Origin of the sequence: Sphingomonas sp. PP-CE-1G-424 (assembly GCF_004341085.1) — a bacterium.
Taxonomy (GTDB): Bacteria; Pseudomonadota; Alphaproteobacteria; order Sphingomonadales; family Sphingomonadaceae; genus Sphingomonas.
In genome coordinates this window covers 688,846-711,213 of record NZ_SLXW01000001.1, presented here as the reverse complement: position 1 = coordinate 711,213, position 22,368 = coordinate 688,846, and the positions used below count along the sequence as shown (strand labels likewise).

The window sequence follows — 22,368 nt, the reverse complement described above, 5'->3', positions numbered from 1 at the left end:
CTCAGCCGCAGAAGACGCCGGTCAGTTCGGCTACGGCATCATCGAGCGAGACGTTTTCGTCGGCATCCTGGCGGATATACTCCATGACCGCCGGGTGGCACGCGATCGCCGCGTCGATCGCCGGATCGGCGCCGTGGCGATACGCGCCCATTAGCACTAGATCGCGGTTCTCCTCGTAGGTGGCGAGGTGGCGGCGGAGCGTCCGTGCGGCCATTGCGTGCGGCGCGTCGACGATGTCGGTCATCACGCGGCTGACCGACGGGCCGATATCGATCGCCGGGTACACGCCGCGCTCGGCGAGCTGGCGGTTGAGGACGATATGGCCGTCGAGGATCGACCGCGCCGAATCGACCACCGGATCGTTGCCGTCGTCGCCGTCCGCCAGCACCGTGTAGATCGCGGTGATCGAGCCGCCGGTGTGGACGTCGACGCCCGCGCGCTCGATCAGGTTCGGGAGCATGGCGATGGCGCTGGGCGGATAGCCGCGCGCCGACGCTGGCTCGCCGAGTGCGAGACCGATCTCGCGACCGGCATGCGCGACGCGGGTCAGCGAATCCATGATGAGCAGGACCTTCTTGCCCTCGTCGCGGAACGCTTCAGCAATTGCATGCGCGCGCAGCGCACCGCGGATGCGGAGCACGGGCGAATGGTTGGCGGGGACGGCGACGACGACCGAGCGCTTGCGCGCTTCGCCGGCGACCTTGGTCTCGAGAAAGTCGGCGACTTCGCGTGAGCGCTCGCCGATGAGGCCGATCACGATCACGTCGGCCTGCGCGGCGCGGACGATCATCCCGAGCAGCACCGACTTGCCGACGCCCGAGCCCGCCATGATGCCGACGCGCTGGCCCTGGCCGATGGTGAGCAGGCCGTTGATCGCGCGGACGCCGACGTCGAGCGGTTCGCGCACGCGGCCCCGATCGAGCGGCGACTGGAGCTTTCCGGCGAGCGGCCAGCGTCCGGCACCGCGGATCGGGCCGAGCCCGTCGATCGGCTTGCCGGCACCGTCGACGACGCGGCCGAGCAGTGCGGGACCGACCTCGGCCTCGCCGGGCGCACCGATCGGCTTGACCGGCGCGCGTGGCAGCAGCGCGGCGGCGCCGCCGAGGTTCATCATCAAGGTGCGGCCGTTGCGGAAGCCGATCACCTCGGCCTCCACGCTCGCAGCACCTTCGCCGACTTGGCAGACCGTGCCGACCGGCAGCGTCAGCCCGACGGCTTCCATCAGCAGGCCGTCGAACGACGCCAAGCGGCCGGAAACCTTGGGCTTGGCGACGAAATCGGCGTTGGAGAGGGTTTCGAGATAATCGGCGGTAAAGCGGTTCAACATTTGGGCACCGGCACGCGGTCGATCGCCAGTGCCAGCTGATCGAGCCACAATTCCGGACCGTCCTCGACGATCGTCGAGGCACTTTCGAGGACGAAGCTGCCGCGCGCGACGCCGGGGTCGCCCGCCGCGAAGATCGATTTGGGCAAGCGGCCTTCGAGCAGCGCGACGTCGTCGGGGTGGACGCGGAGCAACGCCGATTCGGCACCGTCGGCGAGCAGTTCGGCGGCATTTTCGATCCGGCCGGCGAGCACGTCGGGCGCGATCCCGACTTCGCCGACGACCTTCGACACGAGGAACAGGACGGTCTGGCGGAGCTGTCCCGCGATCCGCTCGCGGTCGATCCGATCGGCGCCCAGCGCGGTGGCGAGATCGCCGAGCAACGTCGCGTCCCGCGTGCCGGCATCGCGAGCGGCTGCCGCAGCGGCGGCGAGCCCTTCCTCGTAGCCGGCGGCATGCGCGGCCGCGAGCGGATCGATGAACGACGATTCGCTGACCGGATCGAGCGGATCCCAGCCGGCGGTCGGGTTCGCGTCCTTGTCGGCCGGGCTGAAATGGCGCGGAGTGCCGGCATCGCCTGCGGTGTCGCGGACGGATTCGGCGGTGAACGCGTGCCCGAAATCATTGGCAGGCCGGATCGTCGCGCGCGCGCGAATATCCGCGGCGGCGAACCCCGAAGGTGGCGCGAACGCGCTGGCGAGGACGTTGGCCGCGGTGGTGTGGCGCGACGCGAAGCCCGCGGTGAACCCGTTAGACATAATCGTCCTCGCCCCCGCCCATCTGGATCGTGCCGTCCTTCGCGAGCCCGCGCGCGATCGCGATCATCGCCTTTTGCGCTTCGAGCACTTCGGCCAGCTTCATCGGTCCGCGCGCCTCCATCTCGTCGCGGATGCCGTCGGCGGCGCGCGCCGACATGCAACCGAGGAAGCGGTTGCGGATCGTCTCGTCGACGCCCTTCAGCGATTTGGTGAGGATCTCGCTGTCGACGTTGCGGATCAGCGTGCCCAGATTCTTGTCGTCGAGGTCGAGCAGATTGTCGAAGATGAACATCGCCTCCTCGATCGCCTTGGCGACATCACGGTCGATCTTGAACAGCTTCGGCATGACGCGCTGTTCGGTCGCCTTGCGCGCGCCGGACAGGATCTTGGCGGCCTCGCGCGTGCCGCCGAGCGTGACGCCCGCGCCGGCCGACGATGTGCTGGTGCGGTTGGCGAGCAACGTGCGCAACGTATCGACCGCCTCGGGCGTGATCGGCCCAAGCCGGGCGATGCGGTGGAGGATGTCGGGCTGGACCGCGTCGGGCAGCAGTTCGAGGACCTGGCCGCCGATCGACGCGTCGAGATTGGCGATCAGGACCGCGGCGATCTGCGGATGCTCCTTCTCGATCATCGCCGCGATCTCGGGCGCGTCGAGCCAGTCGAGCAGTTCGAGTTCGCATGCGGCTTCGGCAGGGGTGATCCGCGCGAGCACGCTCTCGGCCTTTTCGCGACCGAGCGCACGGTTCATCACCGCCTCGATCTTGGGCCGCGGGTCGAAGCCGATCGCGGTGCGTTCGCGGGCATGGCCGACGAAATCGTCGAGCACGTCCTCGACTTCCTGCTCGGACACATCGGCGACCTTGAACATCGCCGCGCCGAGCTGACGCACTTCCTCGGGCTCGAGCTTCTGGAGGATGGCGGCAGCCTCTTCCTCGCCGACCAGCATCATCAACACCGCGGCGCGTTCGACGCCGGTGTAGGTTCGGATCGCGACCTCGCTCACTTCGCGTCCGCCTTGATCATGTCGCGTACCGCCAGCGCGGCGCGGGTCGGATTGTCGCGGGTGAAACCGCGCACCGCGCCGATCCGGTCGTCATAGCCACGCGTGTTCTCGAGCTGGTCGAGGCTGACGGGGGCGGCGACGCCGATCCCGGCAGGCGCGCCGTCGCCATCGACCTCGCCGATCGGCTGGCCGAAGGCAGGACGCGTCGTGGCATCCTCGCGCTTCTTCATCAGCGCCTTCGCAATCGGGCGGACGCCGAGCAGCAGCACCAGCAGCGCGATGACGATCGCGGTGCCGTTGCGTGCGAGCACCGGCAGCCAGGCGTTGTCGTACCAGGCGGGGCCGCTCGTCGCGGACGCGTCGGCGCCGGCGAACTTGCGGCTGATCACCGTGACGTTGTCGTTGCGCGCCTGATCGAAGCCGACCGCGCTCTTAACGAGATCGCTGATCTGGGTGATCTCCATCGCGGTGCGGCGGGTCTTGTCAGGATCGCGGAGGAGCACGGCGACCGACAGGCGCTTGACCCCGCCCGGCGTGGCGCGCGTCACCGAGACTTCGCGGCCGAGGTCGTAGGCGCGCTGATACTGGTCGGACTGCTTCATCGGATCCGGGGCCGGACCGCCGGCGACCGGGGGACCGGGGTTGCCGTTCTGCGCCTGCGGAGTCGACAAGGTGCTGGCCGAGGGCGGGGTGTTGCTGAGTGCGCCGGGGATACCGCCGGGGCCGGCGGCGGCGCCTTCCTTCTGGTTGCCCGTCCAGTTGCCCGTCTCGGCGCGCAATACGCCCTGCTTCTCGTAGCTTTCGCGCGTCGCCTGGCTTTCGTCGAGATTGACGTCGGCCTGGACCTCGGCGGTGAAGTTGCCCGCGCCGACCAGCGGCGTCAGCAGCGCGATCAGCTGGGTGCGATACTTGTCCTCGATCCGGCGCTGGATATCGATCCGGGCGTCGCTCGCGGCACCGGCGCCATCGCCGCCACCGCTCTTGGTCAGCAACGCGCCCATCTGGTCGACGATCGTCACCGCCTCGGGCTTCATCCCCGGCACCGACGAGGCGACGAGGTTGATGATCGAGCTGACCTGCGCATCGCTCAGCGAGCGGCCGCCCTGCAATTTCAGGATCACCGACGCCGACGGTGCGGCGTTGTCGCGGACGAACACCGACGCTTCGGGCATCGCGAGATGCACGCGCGCTTCGGCGACCGCATCGATCTCCTCGATTGACTTGGCGAGCTCGGACTCGCGCGCCTGGCGGAGGCGTTCGCCTTCGACCGCGCGGCTGACGCCCATCGGCAACTGGTCGAGGATCGCATAACCGCCGGGCGCGGCCTTGGGCAGGCCCTGGCCGGCGAGCAGCATTTTCGCGCGGCTATAGTCCTCTTCGGACACCGTCAGCGCGCCGGTACCGTCGTCGATATGGCTCTTGATGTTGGCGGTGGTCAGCGCGGAGGTCACCGCGGCCTTGTCCGAATCGGGCAAGCCGCTGAAGAGCGTCTTCTGCGTCGGCGTCGACAGGCTCATCCACGCAAGCGCGGCGGCCGCGATGAGTCCGACCATCAGCGCCATCGGCAGCGAACGGCGGACCGCCGGCTGCGCGAACGCGCTCTTGATCTGCTGGAGAGGGTTGGCGAACCGTTCTGTGCCGCCGGGCGATGGGATGAGTGCGGTGCTCATGTCAGACCGGCATGCTCATGATATCCTTGTAGGCGGACAGCAGCTTGTTGCGGACCTGCAACGTCGCCTCGAAACCGACCGATGCCTGCTGGCGGGCGAGCATCACTTTCGCGATGTCGACCGTCTCGCCGCGCTCATAGCTTTCGCTGACCTTGGCGGCCTGGGTCTGGCCTTCGTTGACGCTTTTGAGCGCCGATTCCATCGTGTCGACGAAGCTGACCGGCTTGACCGCTTCGGTCGGCGCGGCGTTGCCGGTGGCGCCGGCACGCGACAGCGCCTGGTTGCGTTCGAGGATCTGCGAGCGCAGCGCCATCACGCGGTCGACGCTCATCGCGCCGCCACCAATGCCCGAGACGCCGCTCATGCCGAGGCCGCCCAGTTATGGACGCTGCCGATGTCGTCGCCCTGCTCGCGCGCCTTGGCGAGGCGATAGCGCAGCGTGCGTTCGGAGATGCCGAGACGCTTGGCGGTCTCGATCCGGCTGCCGTTGCACGCCTTGAGCGTCTCGCGGATCGCGGCGAACTCGCTCATCTGGACGATGTTGCCCAGGGTGTCGGGGCTGCCCCGGGTTTCGGGCTCGGCCGGTGCGACGGCCGCGGCGGGGATGATCGACGCCATCGGCACGCTGCGCTGGAAGGTCAGCGACACCGGACGATCGAACACGATGTGGTTCGCCTCGATCGTGTCGCCGCCGCAGAACAGCAACGCGCGCTGGATCACGTTCTCGAGCTCGCGGACGTTGCCGGGCCAGTCATGGTGCATCAGCTGTTCGATCGCGGCGTGGCTCGGCCAGGGAATGAGCGTGCGGTTGCCGGCGTGGCGCAGGATCAGCGTGGCGGCGAGCGCCGGGATGTCATGCGGACGGTCGGCGAGCGGCTTGGTCGCGAGCGGGAACACCGCGAGACGGTAATAGAGATCGGCGCGGAACCGGCCGGCGGCGACTTCGGCGTGGAGATCGCGGTTGGCACAGGCGATGACGCGCACGTCGATCGGCTGCGGTACCGACGCGCCGAGCGGCACGACCTCGCGCTCCTGCAACACGCGCAGCAGCTTGGCCTGCAGCTGGAGCGGCATCTCGGCGATTTCGTCCAACAAGATCGTGCCGCCATTGGCGGCGCGGAAGAACCCGTCGCCACCGCTCGACGCGCCGGTGAACGCGCCCTTCTGGTGACCGAACAGCAGCGCCTCGAGCATCGATTCGGGGAGCGCGGCGCAGTTGATCGCGATGAACGGCTTGTCCTTGCGGGCGGAGCCGTTGTGGATCGCGCGGGCGAGCACCTCCTTGCCGGTGCCGGTCGGGCCGTTGATCAGCACGGTGATGTCGGCGGCGGCGACGCGCTCCGCCAAGGCGAGCAGCGCGAGTGATTCGGGGTCGGCGGCGGTCGGCATCTCGGGCCCACCGATCAGCGCGCGCGCGAAGCCGTTGCCGACTGCGGCGTCCTCGGCGGTGAAGCTGATCCGGGCCGGCGTGCCGTCGCGCGACGGCGTCACCTGGCGTCCCTCGCAGCCGATCACCACGGTACGGGCAGGGGCGGTGATGCCCTCGCCATCCGCCACCAGGAACAGGTCGTTCGCGCCGGGCTGGCCGGTTTCGAACGAGCCCACGCCGAAGCCCTGCGCGCGCAGCGACGAGACCAGCGCATATTTTCGCGAAGTGACTGCGGCTGATGGAAAAATCGATCGCATGGTGTTCCCCTTGGACGAGTCGGGGAATGCCGCATTGCTGGTAAACTACTGGTTAAATGCTGCCGCCTGCCGGCAGAATATTTCCGGGCGTGGCTGCGCGGACACGTGCGATCGCGTTCGCGCGCGTGCGCCCGCGTAGAAGACTTGGGCGGACGGCGGTCGGGACGGCGTGATTTGCCGATTCGATCCCGCTGTAATTTCCGGCGCGATTTTTTTTCTAAAGCCCGCGCGGACCCGGCCGTTACTCATTTCGATAGATCGGCACTTCGCCACGGGGGCGGCGCGGATCGTCTGAAAATTTACGGAGATTTCGCAATGACTGTCATCGGTACCAACATCTCGGCCATGCGCGCCGCGAACGCTTCGAACGCAGCCAGCATGGCACTGTCGACCTCGATGGAGCGCCTGTCGACCGGCAAGAGCATCAACTCGGCCAAGGACAACGCAGCCGGCATGGCGATCAAGACGTCGATGACGTCGCAGATCAAGGGCATGAACCAGGGCATCCGCAACGCCAATGACGGCATCTCGATGGCGCAGACCGCTGAAGGCGCGCTCGACGAGGTCACCAACAACCTGCAGCGTATGCGCGAACTCGAAGTCCAGAAGGGCAACGGCACGTATTCGGCCAGCGACATCCTGAACATCAAGGCCGAGCAGGACGCGCTGTCGACGCAGATCACCAACGTCCTGACGAACACCAAGTTCAACGGCGTGGCGCTGTTCGACGGCTCGGCGGGTACCGGCGGCACGGTGAAGATCCAGGCCGGCGCGAACTCGACCGACGCGATCGATCTCGCGCTCGGCGGCGACCTCAAGGCTGCGGGCACGGGCCTCGGCACGGTCGTGACGGCAACCGGTTCGGCCGGCACGCTGTCCGACTACGACACGGCGATCTCGAACGTCTCGAACCGTCGTGCGAACCTCGGTGCGGCGCAGAACCAGCTGCAGTCGGCGGTCAACAACCTGACCTCGAACTCGACCAACCTGTCGGACGCAAAGAGCCGGATCGAAGACACCGACTTCTCGTCGGAGACGACCGCCCTCGCCAAGGCACAGATCCTGAGCCAGGCATCGACCGCGATGCTGAGCCAGGCCAACCAGAGCCAGCAGAGCGTCCTGAAGCTGCTTCAGTAATCCGAAACGGCACCGGCACCGCCCCCCCAAAAGGGTGTCGGTGCCGATCGGACCCGTCCGCCGATGCGGACGGACAGAACCCCGGTGGCTTCGGCCGCCGGGGTTTTGCGGCGTTCGCCGTCGGCGCCTGTATAGAGTGTGACGTCTTGTCAGACGGTCGTCCGCCTTCGATACCGGCGTGCACCTGTTGCAACGCGAGTGACGATGAACACCAAAGGCGTCGATCCCGACATTGTATATGCGTGGCTTTGCGGTCGATCGCTGGCGCGCGGGGTACCGCAGCCGGTTGCCGACCAGGGCGGTTTTCGTGTCGATACCGGGACCGAGGCGGAGATCAGCCGCTGGGTGTTTCCGACGATCGGGCCGGGATTGCCAGCGCTTGCCCGTGGTCTTCAGGATCCCCGCTACTTGCTGAAGCTGTGCGGAGAGGCCGACCAACTCCGATTGATCCTCCCCGGCGGCTGGGAGGTCGAAGGCGGCCATTTCTTCATGCAGAGCAGCGGCGCGCGCTTCGAGGCCGCTTCGGTCGAGGGCTCAATCGACGTCGTCCGCAACGATGCGGTGATTGCGGTGCGGATAGTGGCGGAGGACGGTAGTCTGGTGGCAAGCGGCTACGCGGGCGAAACACCGAACGCCTTCGTCTATGACCGGATCGCGACCGCGCCCGCGCATCGTCGGCAGGGATTGGGCCGCGCGGTGATGGCGGCGCTTCAGGGTGCGCGGCATTATCCCGGTACGCCCGAACTGCTGGTCGCGACCGAAGCGGGGCGTGTGCTGTACGAACGCCTGGGATGGCGGACGCTCTCGGCCTATTCGACGGCGACGATCGTGCGACCGTAGGACCGCCGGCCGGCGTGCACCCGCCGTCACGTTGCATTGCAACAGCAGGGCGAACGCGTAGGCTGATTCTTCCACGACGATATCGAGCAGACCGGGAGTGGGGCCATCAGCGGGCCGAATGTGATCTTTGCGATCATCGCCTATTGCGCGGTGTTGTTCGGCATCGCCTGGGTGGTCGATCGGCGAGGCCTGTCGCAGCGGCTCGGGCGGATCGCCTATCCGCTGTCGCTCGCGGTCTATTGCAGCAGCTGGACGTTCTTCGGCGGGGTCGGCACCGCCGCCACCCGTGGGTGGGATTACCTCGCCATCTATCTCGGGCCGGCGTTGGTGTTCCTGCTCGCGCCGAAGTTTCTCGCGCGGCTGGTGAAGCTCGCGCGCGACGAGGGATCGAGTTCGATCGCGGACTTCATCTCGGCGCGCTACGGGCGCAGTCGGAGTACCGCGGCGATCGTCGCGGGCACGGCCTTGCTCGCGTCGGTGCCGTATATCGCGCTCCAGTTGCGGTCGGTGACGCTGAGTTTCGGCGCGATCGCGGGCGTCGGCAGTTCGGCGGAAGTCGGCACGTTCGTCGCGCTGCTGCTGGCGGTGTTCGCGATCGTCTTTGGCGCGCGGCGCTATGAAGTCGCAGGGCGCAATCCCGGCGTGATCGCGGCGATCGCGGCGGAATCGCTGATCAAGCTGCTATGTTTCGTCGTGCTCGGCGTGGTCACGATGGCGTTGCTCGTCGAGGTACCGGCAGCAACGCTGGCGCCGTCACTGGCGCGGCTCCGGGCGGGCTTTACCTGGGGGGCGCTGTCGTCGGATTTCTGGGTGCGGACGGTGTTGTCGGCGTTGGCGATCCTGTGTCTGCCGCGGCAATTCTATGTCGGGGTGATCGAGGCGCGGGGGCCCGACGCGGTCGCCCGAGCGCGCGGGCCGTTCATCGCGTACATGGTGGTGATCTCGCTGCTCGTGCTGCCGCTGGCGCTTGCGGGCATGACGCTGTTGCCGGGCGATGCCGAGCCCGATCTCTACGTGCTCGCGGTGCCGTTGCAGCAGGGTCAGCACGTCGTTGCGTTGCTCGCGTTCCTCGGTGGGTTCTCGGCGGCGACGGCGATGGTGGTGGTCGAGACGATCGCGCTGTCGACGATGGCGACCAATGATCTGCTCGCGCCGCTGCTGCTCCGGCGGCACGGCGAGGCGGGCGAGGGCGAGCTCGGGCGGCGGATGCTGCGCGTGCGGCGCCTCATCATCGCCGCGATCGTCGCTGTCGCGCTGGTGTATGGACGGAGTCTCGGCGCCGACCTGCCGCTCGCGTCGATCGGGCTGATCGCATTTGCCGGCGTTGCGCAGTTCGCGCCTGCGCTGATCGCGACGGTTGGGTGGAATTTCGCCAACCACACCGCCGCGCGCGCGGGGCTGGTCGGGGGCGTGATCGTCTGGATCTACTGCCTGTTGCTGCCGTCGATCGGCGAAGGCGTCGGCCCGGCACTGGCGCAGTTCACGCGGGGCTGGCTCGATCCCGATGCGTTGCTCGGCTGGCGGATCGGCTCGCCTTTGGTCAACGGCACGGTGTGGAGCCTCGGCGTCAACGTCGCGCTGATGGCGGGTTTGCACGTCCGCGAACGCCAGCGCGGCAACAGCGCGCTCGATCACGTCACGACGCTGGGCGAGTTGAAGTCGCTCGTGGCCAGGTTCGTCGGCGATACCGAGGCGCTGGCGCTGGATCTGGTGTCCGCCGATCCGCGCGCGCCGATCGACGGCCCCGCCGCGCGCACCGCCGAGCGGTTGATCGCGGGCGTGATCGGCGCTCCGTCGGCGCGCAAGATCGTCGCGTCGAGCATTGCCGGGTCGGCGATCGACGTCAGCGACGTGGTCCGCCTGCTCGACCAGCGCGGCCGCTCGCTGCGATTCTCGCGCACGCTGTTGTCGGCAACGCTGGAGACGATCGATCCGGGTGTCAGCGTGATCGACGCGGACCTGCGGCTTGTCGCGTGGAATCCGCGCTATGTCGAGATGTTCGAGTATCCCGAGGGCTATGTCGTCGTCGGGCGCTCGATCGCGGACCTGATCCGCTACAATGCCGAGCGCGAAGGCATCGCGGGCGATATCGCGGCGCATGTCGGGCGGCGGGTGGCGCACCTCGCGCGCGGGACGCCGCACAGTTTCGAGCGGCAGCGGCCGTCGGGGCGATGGATCAAGATGGTCGGGCGGCCGATGCCGGGCGGCGGGTACGTCCAGAGTTTCACCGACATCACCGCGGAGAAGGAGGCGCAGGCCGATCTCGAGGCGCGGGTGGCGGCACGGACGCAGGATCTGGCGCGGTCGAACCACATGCTGGGCGAGGCGCGCGCGATTGCCGAGACCGCGACGCGGGACAAGACGCGGTTCCTGGCGGCGGCGAGCCACGATCTGTTGCAGCCGTTGCATGCGGCGCGGCTATTCTGTGCGGCGCTTGCCGAGGACAGGGCGCCGCATCAGGCGGACCTGGTGCGCGCGATCGATGGCGCGATCGGGTCGGCGGACACGTTGCTGCGTGCGCTGCTCGACGTGTCGCGGCTCGATGCGGGGGGCGTCGTGCCGAAGGTCGAGCGGTTTGCGCTGGGGGCGTTGATCGAGGAGCTGGCGGTGCAGTTCCGGCCGCTGGCGGGCGAGCGGGGGCTGGTGCTGGCGGCACACCCGGGGGCGTTCAGCGTGGCGACGGATCGGTCGCTGCTGCGGTCGATCTTGCAAAATTTCCTGTCGAACGCGGTGCGCTATTCGGCGGATGGGCGGATCTGGATCGGAGCGCGGCGCAGGGGTGGCGATGTGCTGATCGAGGTGCGCGACAACGGGCCGGGGATCGCGGCGGCGGACCGCGAGCGGATCTTCGAGGAGTTCGAGCGTCTGGAGAGCAAGGGGAGCGCGGGGGGCGGCGTCGGGCTCGGACTGGCGATCGTCCGGCGTATCGCGCGATTGCTCGGGTCGGCGGTGGAGCTGCGGTCGGACTTGGGGCGGGGGACGACGTTTGCGGTGCGCGTGCCGCTTGCGCCGGCCGGGTTGGACGTGGCGTTGCCGGCGCCCTTGGCGACGCGTGCGCTGGTGCCGGGGTTGCGGGTGCTGTGTCTCGATAATGATGCGACGATTCTGGCGGCGCTCGATGCGGCGTTGCGGGCGCGGCGGTGCGTGCCGTTGCTGGCGGCGACGGTTGCCGAGGCGATGGAACTGGCGGCGGACGAGGAGCCGGACGTGGCGCTCGTCGACTTTCATCTGGACGAGGTGGAGGACGGACTGGATGTCGTGGCACGGCTGCGGGCGATGGTGCCGGCGCCGGCGATTGCGCTGGTGACCGCGGATCGTGCGGTTGCTGACGATCCGCGGTGTGTGGGGCTGGTGGTGCTGACGAAGCCGGTGGTACCGGCGGATTTGTGGCGGTTTATCGAGGATGCGTCTGCTGCGGCGGCTCTGGGAAGTTGAGGCTTCTCGATCCTCCCCCGCCAGGGGGGGGTGGCAGGCGTTTGCCTGACGGAGGGGGAGGAAAGGGAGAACTGCTGTTGCGGCTTCCTCCCCTCCGTCGCCTTTGGCGCCACCTCCCCCTGGCGGGGGAGGATCAAGCCGCGGACACACGCCGTCATCCCGACGAAAGTCAGGATCCAGAGCCACGATCGGGGTGGGTGGTATCCTGGGTCCTGACTTTCGTCAGGATGACGGTTGGGGGAGGGGGCAGTCGGTGCGCGGCTAGTCGGCGAAGTGGATGTCCATCGCTCTTGCTGCGAGGACCGCTTGCGTGCGGTTTTGGACGCCCAGCTTGCGCAGGATGGCGGTCATGTGACCCTTCACCGTGCCTTCGGAGATACCGAGGTCGAAGGCGACTTGCTTGTTGAGGCGGCCGGCCAGCACGCCGAGCAGGACTTTCAGTTCGGTTGGGGTGAGGCTCGCAACACGCGTCGCCATGTCATCGACGGAGGCACCTTCGATCGGCGCGTCGCGTTCGCCGGCGAGGGCTCGGGCTACGGCGTTTTCCAACGTGGCGAGGTCAGCGGTCTTAGAGACGAAACCGATTGCGCCATACGCCCGCGCACGCGGTGCCGCTTCGGCTTCGTCCGCCGAGGAGATCACCATGATCGGCGTGTCGGGGCGCTCGGCATGGAGCAACGCCACCCCCGCGAACCCTTCCGAGCCCGGCATGCGCAGGTCAAGCAGGATCAGGTCGAGCCGTTCCGCCCCCCGAACCGCGTCGACCGCCTCGCAGAGCTGCCCCGCCTCGATCACCACCGCGTCGGGCGCGGCGCGGCTGACCGCCAGTTTTAACGCCTGGCGGAACAGCGGGTGATCGTCGGCGATGAGGATCGTGCGCGTCATGCCGGTACGGGGATAGCCTCCTCGCGGCCGGCGATCAGCGCGTCGACCACCGCGGGATCGGCGAGCGTCGAGGTGTCGCCAAGCTGGTCGAGCTGGTTCTCCGCGATCTTGCGCAGGATGCGGCGCATGATCTTCCCCGAGCGAGTCTTCGGGAGGGCCGGCGCGAACTGGAGGATGTCGGGGGTCGCGATCGGCCCGATCTCGCGGCGGACCCACTGCACGAGTTCCTTGCGCAGGTCATCGCTCGGCTCGGCGTTCGCGTTGAGCGTGACGTACGCGTAGATGCCCTGACCCTTCACGTCGTGCGGCATGCCGACGACCGCGGCCTCGGCGACCTTCGAGTGCGCGACGAGTGCGCTCTCGACTTCGGCGGTGCCCATGCGGTGGCCGCTGACGTTGATGACGTCGTCGACCCGACCGGTGATCCAGTAATAGCCGTCCTCGTCGCGGCGGCAGCCGTCGCCGGTGAAATACTTGCCGGGATAGGTCGAGAAATAGGTCTGGAAGAAGCGTTCGTGATCGTTCCACACGGTCCGCATCTGGCCGGGCCAGCTGTCGGCGATGACGAGGTTGCCCTCGACCGCGCCCTCCAGCACCTTGCCGTCCGCATCGACCAGTTCCGGGAGCACGCCGAACAGCGGCTTGGTCGCGCTGCCGGGTTTCAACGCGGTGGCGCCCGGCAGTGGCGAGATCATGTGGCCGCCGGTTTCCGTCTGCCACCAGGTGTCGACGATCGGGCAACGGCCGTCACCGACGACGTTGTGATACCAGTTCCACGCTTCCGGATTGATCGGTTCGCCGACCGAGCCGAGCAGGCGCAGCGACTTGCGGCTGGTGCGCGTCACCCAGTCGTCGCCCTCGCGCATCAGCGACCGGAGCGCGGTCGGTGCGGTGTAGAGGATGTTGACCTGGTATTTGTCGACGATCTGCCAGAACCGGCTGTGATCGGGGTAGTTGGGCACGCCCTCGAACATCACGGTGGTCGCGCCGTTCGCGAGTGCGCCGTACAGCGAATAGGTGTGGCCGGTAACCCAACCGACGTCCGCCGCGCACCAGAAGATCTCGCCGGGGCGGTAGTTGAAGACGTATTCGTGCGTCATCGACGCCCAGACCAGATAGCCGCCGGTCGAGTGGAGTACGCCCTTGGGCTGGCCGGTCGAGCCACTGGTATAGAGGATGAACAGCGGGTCCTCGGCGTTCATCGGCTCGGGGGCGCAGTCGGTCGACTGGCCCTCGACGCAGTCCGCATACCAGCAGTCGCGGCCTTCGGTCATGGTGACCTTGCCGCCGGTGCGACGGACGACGATGACGGTCTCGACCGCGAGATCGCCGTGGTCGAGCGCGGCGTCGACATTGGCCTTCAACGGCACGGTCTTGCCGCCACGCAGACCCTCGTCGGCGGTGATGACGATGCGGCTGTCGCAATCGTGAATGCGGTTGCACAGGCTCTCGGGCGAGAAACCGCCGAACACCACCGAATGGATCGCGCCGATCCGCGCGCAGGCGAGCATCGCGAACGCCGCCTCGGGGATCATCGGCAGGTAGATCGTGACGCGGTCGCCCTTCCTGACGCCTTTGGCCTTCAGCGCATTGCCGAGCTTCGACACCTCGTCGCGCAGTTCGGCATAGCTGATCTTGCGGTCGTCGGCAGGGTCGTCGCCTTCCCACAGGATCGCGGTCGCATCGGGGCGCGTCTCGGCGTGGCGATCGACGCAGTTCGCGGCGACGTTGAGCTGCCCGTCCTCGAACCAGCGGATGTGGAAGTCGTTCTCGTCGAACGACGTATCCTTGATCTTGGTCGGCGCCACGATCCAGTCGAGCCGCTTGGCCTCTTTCGCCCAGAACGCGTCGGGATCGGTCGCGGCCTCGGCATACATCCGGTCATAGGCGGCGGCGTCGATCAGGGCGTCCTTCGCCCATTCCGCGGGGACGGGATAGCTTGCCTCGGTCATCTGGCTCTCCTTTTGCCGCGCTGTACGCGGTCGTGTCGGCACGATCATCCCTAACCAAAGTAAGGGATGTGTGCGTCGTCGCAATCCGTCATGGTGGCAACGATCCTATAGTAGAACGTCGAATAGACGAACTGGGACGGAGACGGGTGGGGATGGAAACGGGCATGAAGCGATTGGCTTTCAGGACGCTGCTGATGAGTAGTGCGTTGGCGGGGCTGGTGCCGACCGCGGCGCAGGCGCAGACCGCGCGCGAAGTCGAGCTCGAGACACGGTTGAAGGCGCTCGAAGCGGCGGTGCAGGATCTGCGCGGCGAGCTGAACGCGGCGCGGGCAACGGCCGCGGCGCCGATCGCCCCGACTCCCATGAGCGCGACTTCCACGAGCACGACCCCCATGAGCGTGGCATCCGAGTCGCCAGGCCGATCGCCCGGCGCGACCAACGTGGCCCAGGCCAAGCCTGTCGCGACAAATTCGGCACCGACCGACGGTTTTCGCGTCGGCAACACGACGGTCAAGCTGGGCGGCTTCGTTCGTCTCAACGTCATTGCCAGCCGTTACAGCGACGGCGAGGCCGCGGTCGGCGGGCTGGGCAAGGAGTTCTTCCTGCCGCAGCAGATTCCGGTCGGCGGCGGGTTCTCCACACAGGATCTGCTGCTCTCCGCGCGCCAGACCCGCCTGCAGTTCAGCACGTCGACGCCGATGAACGGCACCGACATCAAGACGCTGGTGGAGTTCGATTTCGCGCTCGCGACGGCGCCGGTCGGCGCGCAGCGCGCGACCAACCCCTACACGCCCACCTTCCGCCGTGGCTTCATCGAATATGGCAATTTGCTGGTCGGGCAGGAATGGTCGACCTTCCAGAACATCGCGGTGCTGCCGGAGACGACGGATTTCGTCGGACCGCTGGACGGCACGGTGTTCAACCGCCAGGCCCAGGTCCGCTACACCATCCCGTTCCGATCCGGGCTGACGTTGCAGATCGCGGCCGAGAACCCCGAAACGGAAACGGCATTGCCGGCCAACGCCGCGCTGGTCGACACGGATGACGACCGCCTGCCCGACGTGGTGGCACGGGTGAACTGGAAACCGAAATTCGGCGATTTCGCGCTCGCCGGCCTCGCGCGCGAGTTGCGGACCGATACGCTGGGCAGCGGCGATACCGCCTTCGGCTGGGGCGTATCCGGGTCCGGCAAGATTCCGATCGGCAAGCGTCACGACCTGCGCTTCATGGCGACCTACGGGCAAGGCATCGGCCGCTATCTGGGATTGGGATACGTCCCCGACGCGATCTACGGCGGCACCGCGACCCAGCTCGAGCGGATCGACAATTTCGCGGGCTTCGCGGCGCTGCGGATCGGCTGGACCGATGCGATCCACTCGACGCTCATGGGCAGCTACCAGTCGGCCAATTATCCGGCGGGCGTGATCGTCACGGGGCTGGCCAACGCCAAGTCCTATGGCGGCGCAGGCAATTTGTTCTGGTCGCCGGGCAAGGGCTTCGACATCGGCGTGGAATATCGCCACGCCGTCCGCGAGCTCGTCTCGGGTGACACCGGCGCGCTCGATCGCCTCGAATTCGCATTCAAATACGGGTTCTGACTGCCCAACGCAGCAGAATCCCCACCCAACCCATCTGAGAGGATACCGCCATGGCGACGACAACAGGGGACGCATCGCCCCTTGGGCACGTGAAACAGAGCCAGCCGCTGATCATCATCGCGTCGTCGCTCGGCGCGGTGTTCGAATGGTATGATTTTTACCTCTACGGCCTGCTCGCGACGATCATCACCGCGCAGTTCTTCTCGGGCGTCAACGAGACCACCGGGTTCATTTTCGCGCTCGCGGCGTTCGCGGCCGGGTTCGCGGTGCGGCCGTTCGGCGCGCTGGTGTTCGGGCGGATCGGCGATGTCGTCGGCCGCAAGAACACCTTCCTAGTGACGATGGCGATCATGGGCCTGTCGACCTTCCTGGTTGGCCTGCTCCCGAGCTACGCATCGGTCGGCGTCGCCGCACCGATCGCACTGGTGGTATTGCGCCTGTTGCAGGGCCTCGCGCTCGGCGGCGAATATGGCGGCGCTGCGACCTATGTCGCAGAGCACGCGCCCGACAAGAAGCGCGGGCTGTTCACCAGCTTCATCCAGACCACCGCCTCGCTCGGGCTGTTCGCGGCGCTGCTGATCGTCATCGGCGTACGTACGCTGGTGGGCGAAGAGGCGTTCGCGGCATGGGGCTGGCGCATCCCGTTCATCGTCTCGATCGCGCTGCTCGCCGTGTCGCTGTGGATCCGCATGCAGCTCGAAGAGAGCCCGGTGTTCCAGAAGATGAAGGACGAGGGCAAGACCTCGAAGGCGCCGCTGACCGAAGCGTTCGGGCAGTGGAGCAACCTCAAGGTCGTGCTGATCGCGCTGTTCGGTGCGGTCGTCGGGCAGGGCGTCGTGTTCTACACTAGCCAGTTCTACGCGTTGTTCTTCCTTGAGAAGAACCTGCGCGTCGATGGGCCGACCACCAACATCCTGATCGCGATCGCGCTGTTGATCGCCACGCCGGCGTTCATCTTCTTCGGCTGGCTGTCGGACAAGATCGGGCGGAAATACATCATCCTGACCGGCTGTGCGCTCGCCGCGCTGACGTACATGCCGCTGTTCCATGCGCTGTCGAAGGCCGCCAACCCGGCGCTCTATGCCGCGCAGGCCAATTCGCCGGTAACCGTCGTCGCTAATCCCGACGAGTGCTCGGTGCAGTTCGATCCGGTCGGCAAGAACAAGTTCGACAGCAGCTCGTGCGACATCGCCAAGGCGTATCTGGCAAAGGCGGGTATCTCCTATGCCAACGTGATCGCACCCGCGGGCACCGTCGCGCAGATCCACATCGGTGGCACGACCATCCCGGTCGTCAATCCGGCGGTCGTTACGGGTCCTGACAAGGCGGCGGCGATCAAGGCGTTCGGTGCCGAGGTGAAGACCGCACTGACCGCAGTAGGCTACCCCGAAAAGGCGGACCCGGCACAGATCAACAAGCCGATGGTCATCGCGATCCTCGTCCTGCTCGTGCTGTACGTCACGATGGTCTACGGCCCGATCGCGGCGCTGCTGGTCGAGCTGTTCCCGACGCGGATCCGCTACACGTCGATGTCGCTGCCCTATCATATCGGCAATGGCTGGTTCGGCGGGTTCCTGCCGACCGCGGCGTTCGCGATGGTCGCGGCGACCGGGGATATCTATTACGGGCTCTGGTATCCGATCCTCGCCTGCGCGGTGACGGCGCTGGTGGGTCTCGTATTCCTGCCCGAGACGTTCCGCCGGTCGCTGCACAGCTGACCGAAAATGGTCCGGACCCCGCAGGCTACGGGGTCCGGATCGGCTTTCAGCGTAGCAAATCGTTCGACCGGTAGAAGGCGGCAAGTGCGCCGGTCGACTCGAGCGCCACCTTCGGCAGGCGAATATCCTCGAACATCCGAGCATAGCGTGCGCGGTTCGTTCTGGTGGCGATCGTGATGTGGCGGATCATCGCCCATTTGACCGTGTCGCGACCGCCTTCGAGCGCGCCGCGGCGATCATGATCGAACCAGCAGCGCTTCAAATAGCGGTAGAGGCTGACCGCAGTGGACACATCGAGCAGGATGACCCCGGTGGCGCGCTCAAGTCTGCGCGGGATAAGCCGCGAATAATTGCCGTCGATCACCCAGCATGAGCCCAGGATCGCGGCATCATGCAACGCGGCGAATTCGTCTGCGGGCCGCGGGACCCAGTCGGTATGCGGCAGATGGTGCAGCTGATCGAGGTGGATCGCGGTAAGCTCCCGCGCCTGCGATAGGGCGTCCGCCAGCGTGGACTTGCCGCTGTTGGATGGTCCCATGATGCAGATGCGCGATCCGAGTTCGTCCAACGTCATCCGCGCCGATTACTCTTCCGCGCGCTGAAGAAACAGAGCTCAGGCGATCTGGCGGGCGAGTGCCTTTTTCAGTTTCGCATGCGCGGACGCCTTGATCTGGCAGACGCGCGCCGAGCCCACGCCGAAGACTTCGCCGATCTCCTCGAGGTTGAGTTCCTCGACATAATAGAGCTGGATCACCTGCGCCTCGCGTTCGGGGAGCGCGGTGATCGCCTTGATCAAGGCCTCGCGCATGTCGCTGTCGGCGAGCTGCTCGAAGGCATCGGGCGTGTCGTCGGCGAACCAGGGCAGGTCGTCGGCATACATCTCGTCGATCGAGTCGAAGCGGAGTGCGTCGGCCGTGACGTAGTCGGTGCGGAGTTTTTCGATCGTCACGCCGATATGCTCTGCGATCATGTCTTCTCCTGGGGCTTTCCCCGTGCGGGCGGTGAGCGTCGAGATCGCCTCGGCATACTGACGTCGTCGACGCATCGCGCCGCGCGTCGACGTGGCCTGGCGGCGGAGTTCGTCGATCATGCTGCCGCGCAGGCGGGTGATAAGGTAGGTCTTGAACGGCATGCCGCGTTCGTCGAAATTCGCGGCGGCCTCGACCAGCGCGACCAGGCCGACCTGGATCAGATCCTCGACCTCGACGCTGCTGCTCATGCTGCCGTGGACGTGCCACGCGATCCGGCGGACCAGCGGGAGATGCTGTTTGACGAGCTGGTCCGCATCGCCGCCGGGGCGCTGGTGGGGGCGGTAGGTGAGCGGCTGGCCTGTATAGGGCTGCGCATCGTCGAACGCACCACGCATCGGGAGCGCGCTCATGCCGCCAGCGCCTGCTGCGAGGCACCGATGACCGCAACGACTTCGACGGCCTTTTCTTCAGGCACCTCGAAGAACGACATGACGGGCGTATCGGGCAGGCACGTCCGCACGAGCTTGCGGATGGCGATGCGGATGGTCGGCTGGACGACCAGCGCGAACGGTTTCGCCTCGGCGATCAGCGGTTCGGCGGCGCGTTGCAGCGCCTCGACGATGCGGCGGCCGAGATCGGGTTCGATGACGTGGCGGCGCGATTGATCGGCGCGCATCGCCTGGCCGAGCAGACCTTCCAATTGACCCTCCAACGTCATGACGCGCAGCGGTTCGCGCACGCCGCACAGTTTCTGGATGATGAGCGCGCCGAGCTCGGGACGGATCGTCTCGATGATCTCCTCGGCATCCTGCGTGCGCTGCGCCGCGACCGCGATCGCGCCGGCGATGCGGCGGAATTCCTTGAGCGGCACGTTCTCCGCGAGCAGGCCTTTCAGGACCTGCGTCAGCGTCGTGATCGGCAGCGGCGCAAGTGCTGCGACCAGTTGCGCGGCGCGCTCCTTGAGGCCGTCGAGCAGCGCCTGCACTTCGTCCTGGCCGAGCAGCTCGGACGCGTTCTGGCCGAGCAGGTGGTTGAGGTGCGTCGCCATCACGGTGCCGGGATCGACCACGAGATAGCCCGCACCGGTCGCCGCATCGGCATCGCCCGCATCGACCCAGGTCGCGTCGAGCCCGAAGGTGGGATCCTTGACCTTCTTGCCGAACAGGTCGCCGAACGCCTGGCCGGTGTCGAGCGCGAGCATCTCGTCGGGCGACACGGTGTCCTCGCCGGCGACGACGCCGTTGACGAGGATGCGGTAGACGTACGGCGCGAGGTTGATGTCGTCGCGGACGCGGACCTGCGGCACGACGAAGCCGAGTTCCTTCGACAGCTGACGACGCACGCCGGTGATCCGCCCCATCAGTGGTGACCCGCGTCGCTCGTCGGCGAGCGGCACGAGGCCGTAGCCGATGTCGAGGTTGACCTGCATGCCATCCGTAACTTCCTCCCAGCCGATCTTCGACTGGTCGATCGTCTCGACGGGGACGACCATAACGGGGGCAGGGCGGCGCTCGATCTGGCGGAGCTTCCACGCGGCGAACCCGGCAATGGCGGCCGCCGGCAGGATCACCATGTGCGGCATGCCGGGCAGGATACCGAGCAGCGCGAGGATGACCGCGACCGGCGTCCAGGTGCGTGGGCTACCGAACTGGCCGCCGATCTGGCCGGCAAGGTCCTTGTCGGAGGTGACGCGCGTGACGATCGACGCGGCGGCGATCGACAGCATCAGCGACGGCAGCTGCGCGACCAGCGCGTCGCCGATCGCGAGCAGGATGTAATTGTGCGCCGCATCCGCGATCGTCATGCCGTGGCTGACGGGGCCGAGGATCAGGCCGCCGATGATGTTGGCGGCGAGGATCAGCATCGCCGCGACCGCATCGCCCTTCACGAACTTCGACGAGCCGTCCATCGAGCCGTAGAAATCGGCTTCGGTGGAGACTTCGACGCGGCGCGCCTTGGCTTCGTCGGGGGTGATGAGGCCCGCGTTGAGGTCGGCGTCGATCGCCATCTGCTTGCCGGGGAGTGCGTCGAGCGTGAAGCGCGCGCTGACTTCCGACACGCGGCCGGCGCCCTTGGTGACGACGATCATGTTGATGATCATCAGGATCGCGAAGACGAAGATGCCGACGACGTAATCGCCGCCGATCAGGAAGGTGCCGAACGCCTCGATGACGTGACCCGCCGCGCTCTCGCCCTCGTGGCCGTGGACCAGCACGATGCGGGTGGAGGCGACGTTGAGGCCGAGGCGGAAGAGGGTGGCGAACAGCAGCACGGTCGGGAAGGCGGAGAAATCGAGCGGCTTCTGCGCGTTCAGGGCGACCATCAGCACCGCGAGGCTGATCGCGATGTTCGCCACGAAGAAGATGTCGAGCATGAACGCCGGGATCGGCACGACCATGACGAGCACGAGCAGCAGGATCGCGAGCGGCAGGACGGACGCGCGGGCGTTGGAGAGGATGCGGTTCATCGCTTAGCCGCCCAACCGTGCGAGCATCATGTAGGCGAGGCGCGCGGTGTCGGGCGTCGGGCGCAGGACGTTCACCGCGGCCTGCGTCGCCTTGCCGGTGAACCTGCCCATTGCAGTTGTTGCCCAGGCGAGCGCGTCGTCGGCGCTTTCGTTGCTGCCGGTGATGACCGTGGAACCGTTCATGTCGAGTGCCTGCGCGGCATAGTTGGCGGGTGTCGCGGTCGCGCCTGCCCCGGCGGCGGCACCGCCGAGCTTGTCGGCGAACCGGTCGTAGATCGCCGACAGCGTGCGCGGCTGGTTGTTCGAATCGTAGAAGACGTTGTGGTTCGCGCGCGCCGCGGCGGGGAAGAGCGCGGCGCCGCTCGCCTGCGGGTTGGCCTGCATCGTCTTGAGGAACTTGGTCGCGCCACCGAGACCCATGAAGTGCGCCATATACAGGTCGGTGCCCGACGCGGGGCGGTTCAGCGTGCCTTCGAGCGAGGCCTTGTTGTCGGACGCGTATTCGGCGGCCATCAGCGAGGCGGCGTTGGGATCGTTGCGCAGCGCGAGGATCGCCGCCTTGGTGCCGGCATCGCCGACCGAGAGGCGACCGCTCGACGACTGGCCGATGCTGTTCGCGGCCCACGCCATGCCGTGTTCGGCGCCGTGCTTCTTGACGACGGAGAGCCAGCTCTGTTCGATGAACTGATAGAGGCCGGAGGCGCTCGACGTGCCGGCCTTGGCGTTGGCGTTGAGCCCGCTCTCGAGCTTCGCCTGGCCCAGCAGATAGTCGAAATCCACGCCCGTCTTGCTGCTCGCAAGCGCGATCGCGGACTGGATCCGGCCGGTAGTGATAGGATTGACGGTCATGCCCGTGTGCGGTGCCCCTGGTTCAGGGGATGCTCAGCAAGGGGCGTGCCAGTTTCGGTATTCGGTTCCCGTAGC

17 protein-coding genes are annotated in these 22,368 nt (G+C 67.3%); 5 read left to right on the top strand and 12 right to left on the bottom strand.

The genetic code is table 11. The features are described 5' to 3' along the window. Nucleotide 1 precedes the first annotated feature (1 nt). Genes C8J43_RS03240 through C8J43_RS03215 form a run of 6 tightly spaced genes read right to left on the bottom strand, consistent with a single transcriptional unit; the run spans nucleotide 2 to nucleotide 6,441 of the window. The gene (locus C8J43_RS03240; protein WP_133029690.1) at nucleotides 2-1,327 is read right to left on the bottom strand and encodes a FliI/YscN family ATPase; all 1,326 of its coding nucleotides are present in this window, start codon (nucleotides 1,325-1,327) and stop codon (nucleotides 2-4) included. Beyond that, a complete protein-coding gene (locus tag C8J43_RS03235; protein ID WP_133029689.1) occupies nucleotides 1,321-2,082 on the bottom strand; it encodes a FliH/SctL family protein in 762 nt (253 codons plus the stop codon). The genes C8J43_RS03240 and C8J43_RS03235 overlap by 7 nt, the downstream gene beginning before the upstream one ends. Next, nucleotides 2,075-3,085 carry a flagellar motor switch protein FliG gene (gene fliG, locus C8J43_RS03230; RefSeq protein ID WP_056054156.1) on the bottom strand — a complete coding sequence of 337 codons (1,011 nt, stop codon included), beginning with the start codon at nucleotides 3,083-3,085 and terminating at the stop codon, nucleotides 2,075-2,077. The genes C8J43_RS03235 and fliG overlap by 8 nt, the downstream gene beginning before the upstream one ends. Further along, nucleotides 3,082-4,755, bottom strand: coding sequence for a flagellar basal-body MS-ring/collar protein FliF (gene fliF, locus C8J43_RS03225; RefSeq protein ID WP_133029688.1), 1,674 nt, complete (start codon nucleotides 4,753-4,755; stop codon nucleotides 3,082-3,084). Before fliF ends, fliG begins: the two co-directional genes overlap by 4 nt. Before the next feature lies 1 nt (nucleotide 4,756). Then, nucleotides 4,757-5,119, bottom strand: coding sequence for a flagellar hook-basal body complex protein FliE (gene fliE / locus C8J43_RS03220; protein ID WP_056054162.1), 363 nt, complete (start codon nucleotides 5,117-5,119; stop codon nucleotides 4,757-4,759). Further along, nucleotides 5,116-6,441 carry a sigma 54-interacting transcriptional regulator gene (locus C8J43_RS03215; protein ID WP_133029687.1) on the bottom strand — a complete coding sequence of 442 codons (1,326 nt, stop codon included), beginning with the start codon at nucleotides 6,439-6,441 and terminating at the stop codon, nucleotides 5,116-5,118. Before C8J43_RS03215 ends, fliE begins: the two co-directional genes overlap by 4 nt. 315 nt (nucleotides 6,442-6,756) lie before the next feature. On the opposite strand from C8J43_RS03215, the gene C8J43_RS03210 reads away from it, so the two are divergent. From C8J43_RS03210 to C8J43_RS03200, 3 genes are all read left to right on the top strand, one after another. After that, complete coding sequence (locus tag C8J43_RS03210) at nucleotides 6,757-7,578, top strand: flagellin (RefSeq protein ID WP_056054167.1); 822 nt, start codon at nucleotides 6,757-6,759, stop codon at nucleotides 7,576-7,578. Between the two features lie 204 nt (nucleotides 7,579-7,782). Continuing rightward, nucleotides 7,783-8,418, top strand: coding sequence for a GNAT family N-acetyltransferase (locus tag C8J43_RS03205; RefSeq protein ID WP_133029686.1), 636 nt, complete (start codon nucleotides 7,783-7,785; stop codon nucleotides 8,416-8,418). Between the two features lie 120 nt (nucleotides 8,419-8,538). Next, entirely contained in the window at nucleotides 8,539-11,853 is a 3,315-nt protein-coding gene (locus C8J43_RS03200) for a PAS-domain containing protein (protein ID WP_243645382.1), read from the top strand. A 261-nt stretch (nucleotides 11,854-12,114) separates the two neighbouring features. Here the strand turns inward: C8J43_RS03200 and C8J43_RS03195 are convergent, their stop codons facing one another. Further along, entirely contained in the window at nucleotides 12,115-12,738 is a 624-nt protein-coding gene (locus C8J43_RS03195; protein ID WP_133029685.1) for a response regulator transcription factor, read from the bottom strand. Further along, nucleotides 12,735-14,690, bottom strand: coding sequence for an acetate--CoA ligase (gene acs, locus C8J43_RS03190; protein WP_133029684.1), 1,956 nt, complete (start codon nucleotides 14,688-14,690; stop codon nucleotides 12,735-12,737). Before acs ends, C8J43_RS03195 begins: the two co-directional genes overlap by 4 nt. A 194-nt stretch (nucleotides 14,691-14,884) precedes the next feature. On the opposite strand from acs, the gene C8J43_RS03185 reads away from it, so the two are divergent. Together C8J43_RS03185 and C8J43_RS03180 are read left to right on the top strand one after the other, a co-directional pair. After that, nucleotides 14,885-16,288 carry a DcaP family trimeric outer membrane transporter gene (locus C8J43_RS03185; RefSeq protein WP_133029683.1) on the top strand — a complete coding sequence of 468 codons (1,404 nt, stop codon included), beginning with the start codon at nucleotides 14,885-14,887 and terminating at the stop codon, nucleotides 16,286-16,288. Nucleotides 16,289-16,338: 50 nt separating this feature from the next. Further along, nucleotides 16,339-18,006 carry an MFS transporter gene (locus tag C8J43_RS03180; RefSeq protein ID WP_133029682.1) on the top strand — a complete coding sequence of 556 codons (1,668 nt, stop codon included), beginning with the start codon at nucleotides 16,339-16,341 and terminating at the stop codon, nucleotides 18,004-18,006. Nucleotides 18,007-18,052: 46 nt separating this feature from the next. On the opposite strand, the gene C8J43_RS03175 is transcribed toward C8J43_RS03180, so the two are convergent. From C8J43_RS03175 to C8J43_RS03160, 4 genes are read right to left on the bottom strand one after another with little or no spacing between them, the layout of a single operon-like run. Further along, a complete protein-coding gene (locus C8J43_RS03175) occupies nucleotides 18,053-18,580 on the bottom strand; it encodes an AAA family ATPase (protein ID WP_133029681.1) in 528 nt (175 codons plus the stop codon). A 39-nt stretch (nucleotides 18,581-18,619) separates the two neighbouring features. After that, on the bottom strand, nucleotides 18,620-19,387 hold the full coding sequence (locus tag C8J43_RS03170; RefSeq protein ID WP_133029680.1) for a FliA/WhiG family RNA polymerase sigma factor: 768 nt from the start codon (nucleotides 19,385-19,387) through the stop codon (nucleotides 18,620-18,622). Continuing rightward, on the bottom strand, nucleotides 19,384-21,444 hold the full coding sequence (flhA, locus tag C8J43_RS03165; protein WP_133029679.1) for a flagellar biosynthesis protein FlhA: 2,061 nt from the start codon (nucleotides 21,442-21,444) through the stop codon (nucleotides 19,384-19,386). The genes C8J43_RS03170 and flhA overlap by 4 nt, the downstream gene beginning before the upstream one ends. Before the next feature lie 3 nt (nucleotides 21,445-21,447). Beyond that, the gene (locus tag C8J43_RS03160; RefSeq protein WP_133029678.1) at nucleotides 21,448-22,293 is read right to left on the bottom strand and encodes a lytic transglycosylase domain-containing protein; all 846 of its coding nucleotides are present in this window, start codon (nucleotides 22,291-22,293) and stop codon (nucleotides 21,448-21,450) included. Nucleotides 22,294-22,368: the final 75 nt, after the last annotated feature.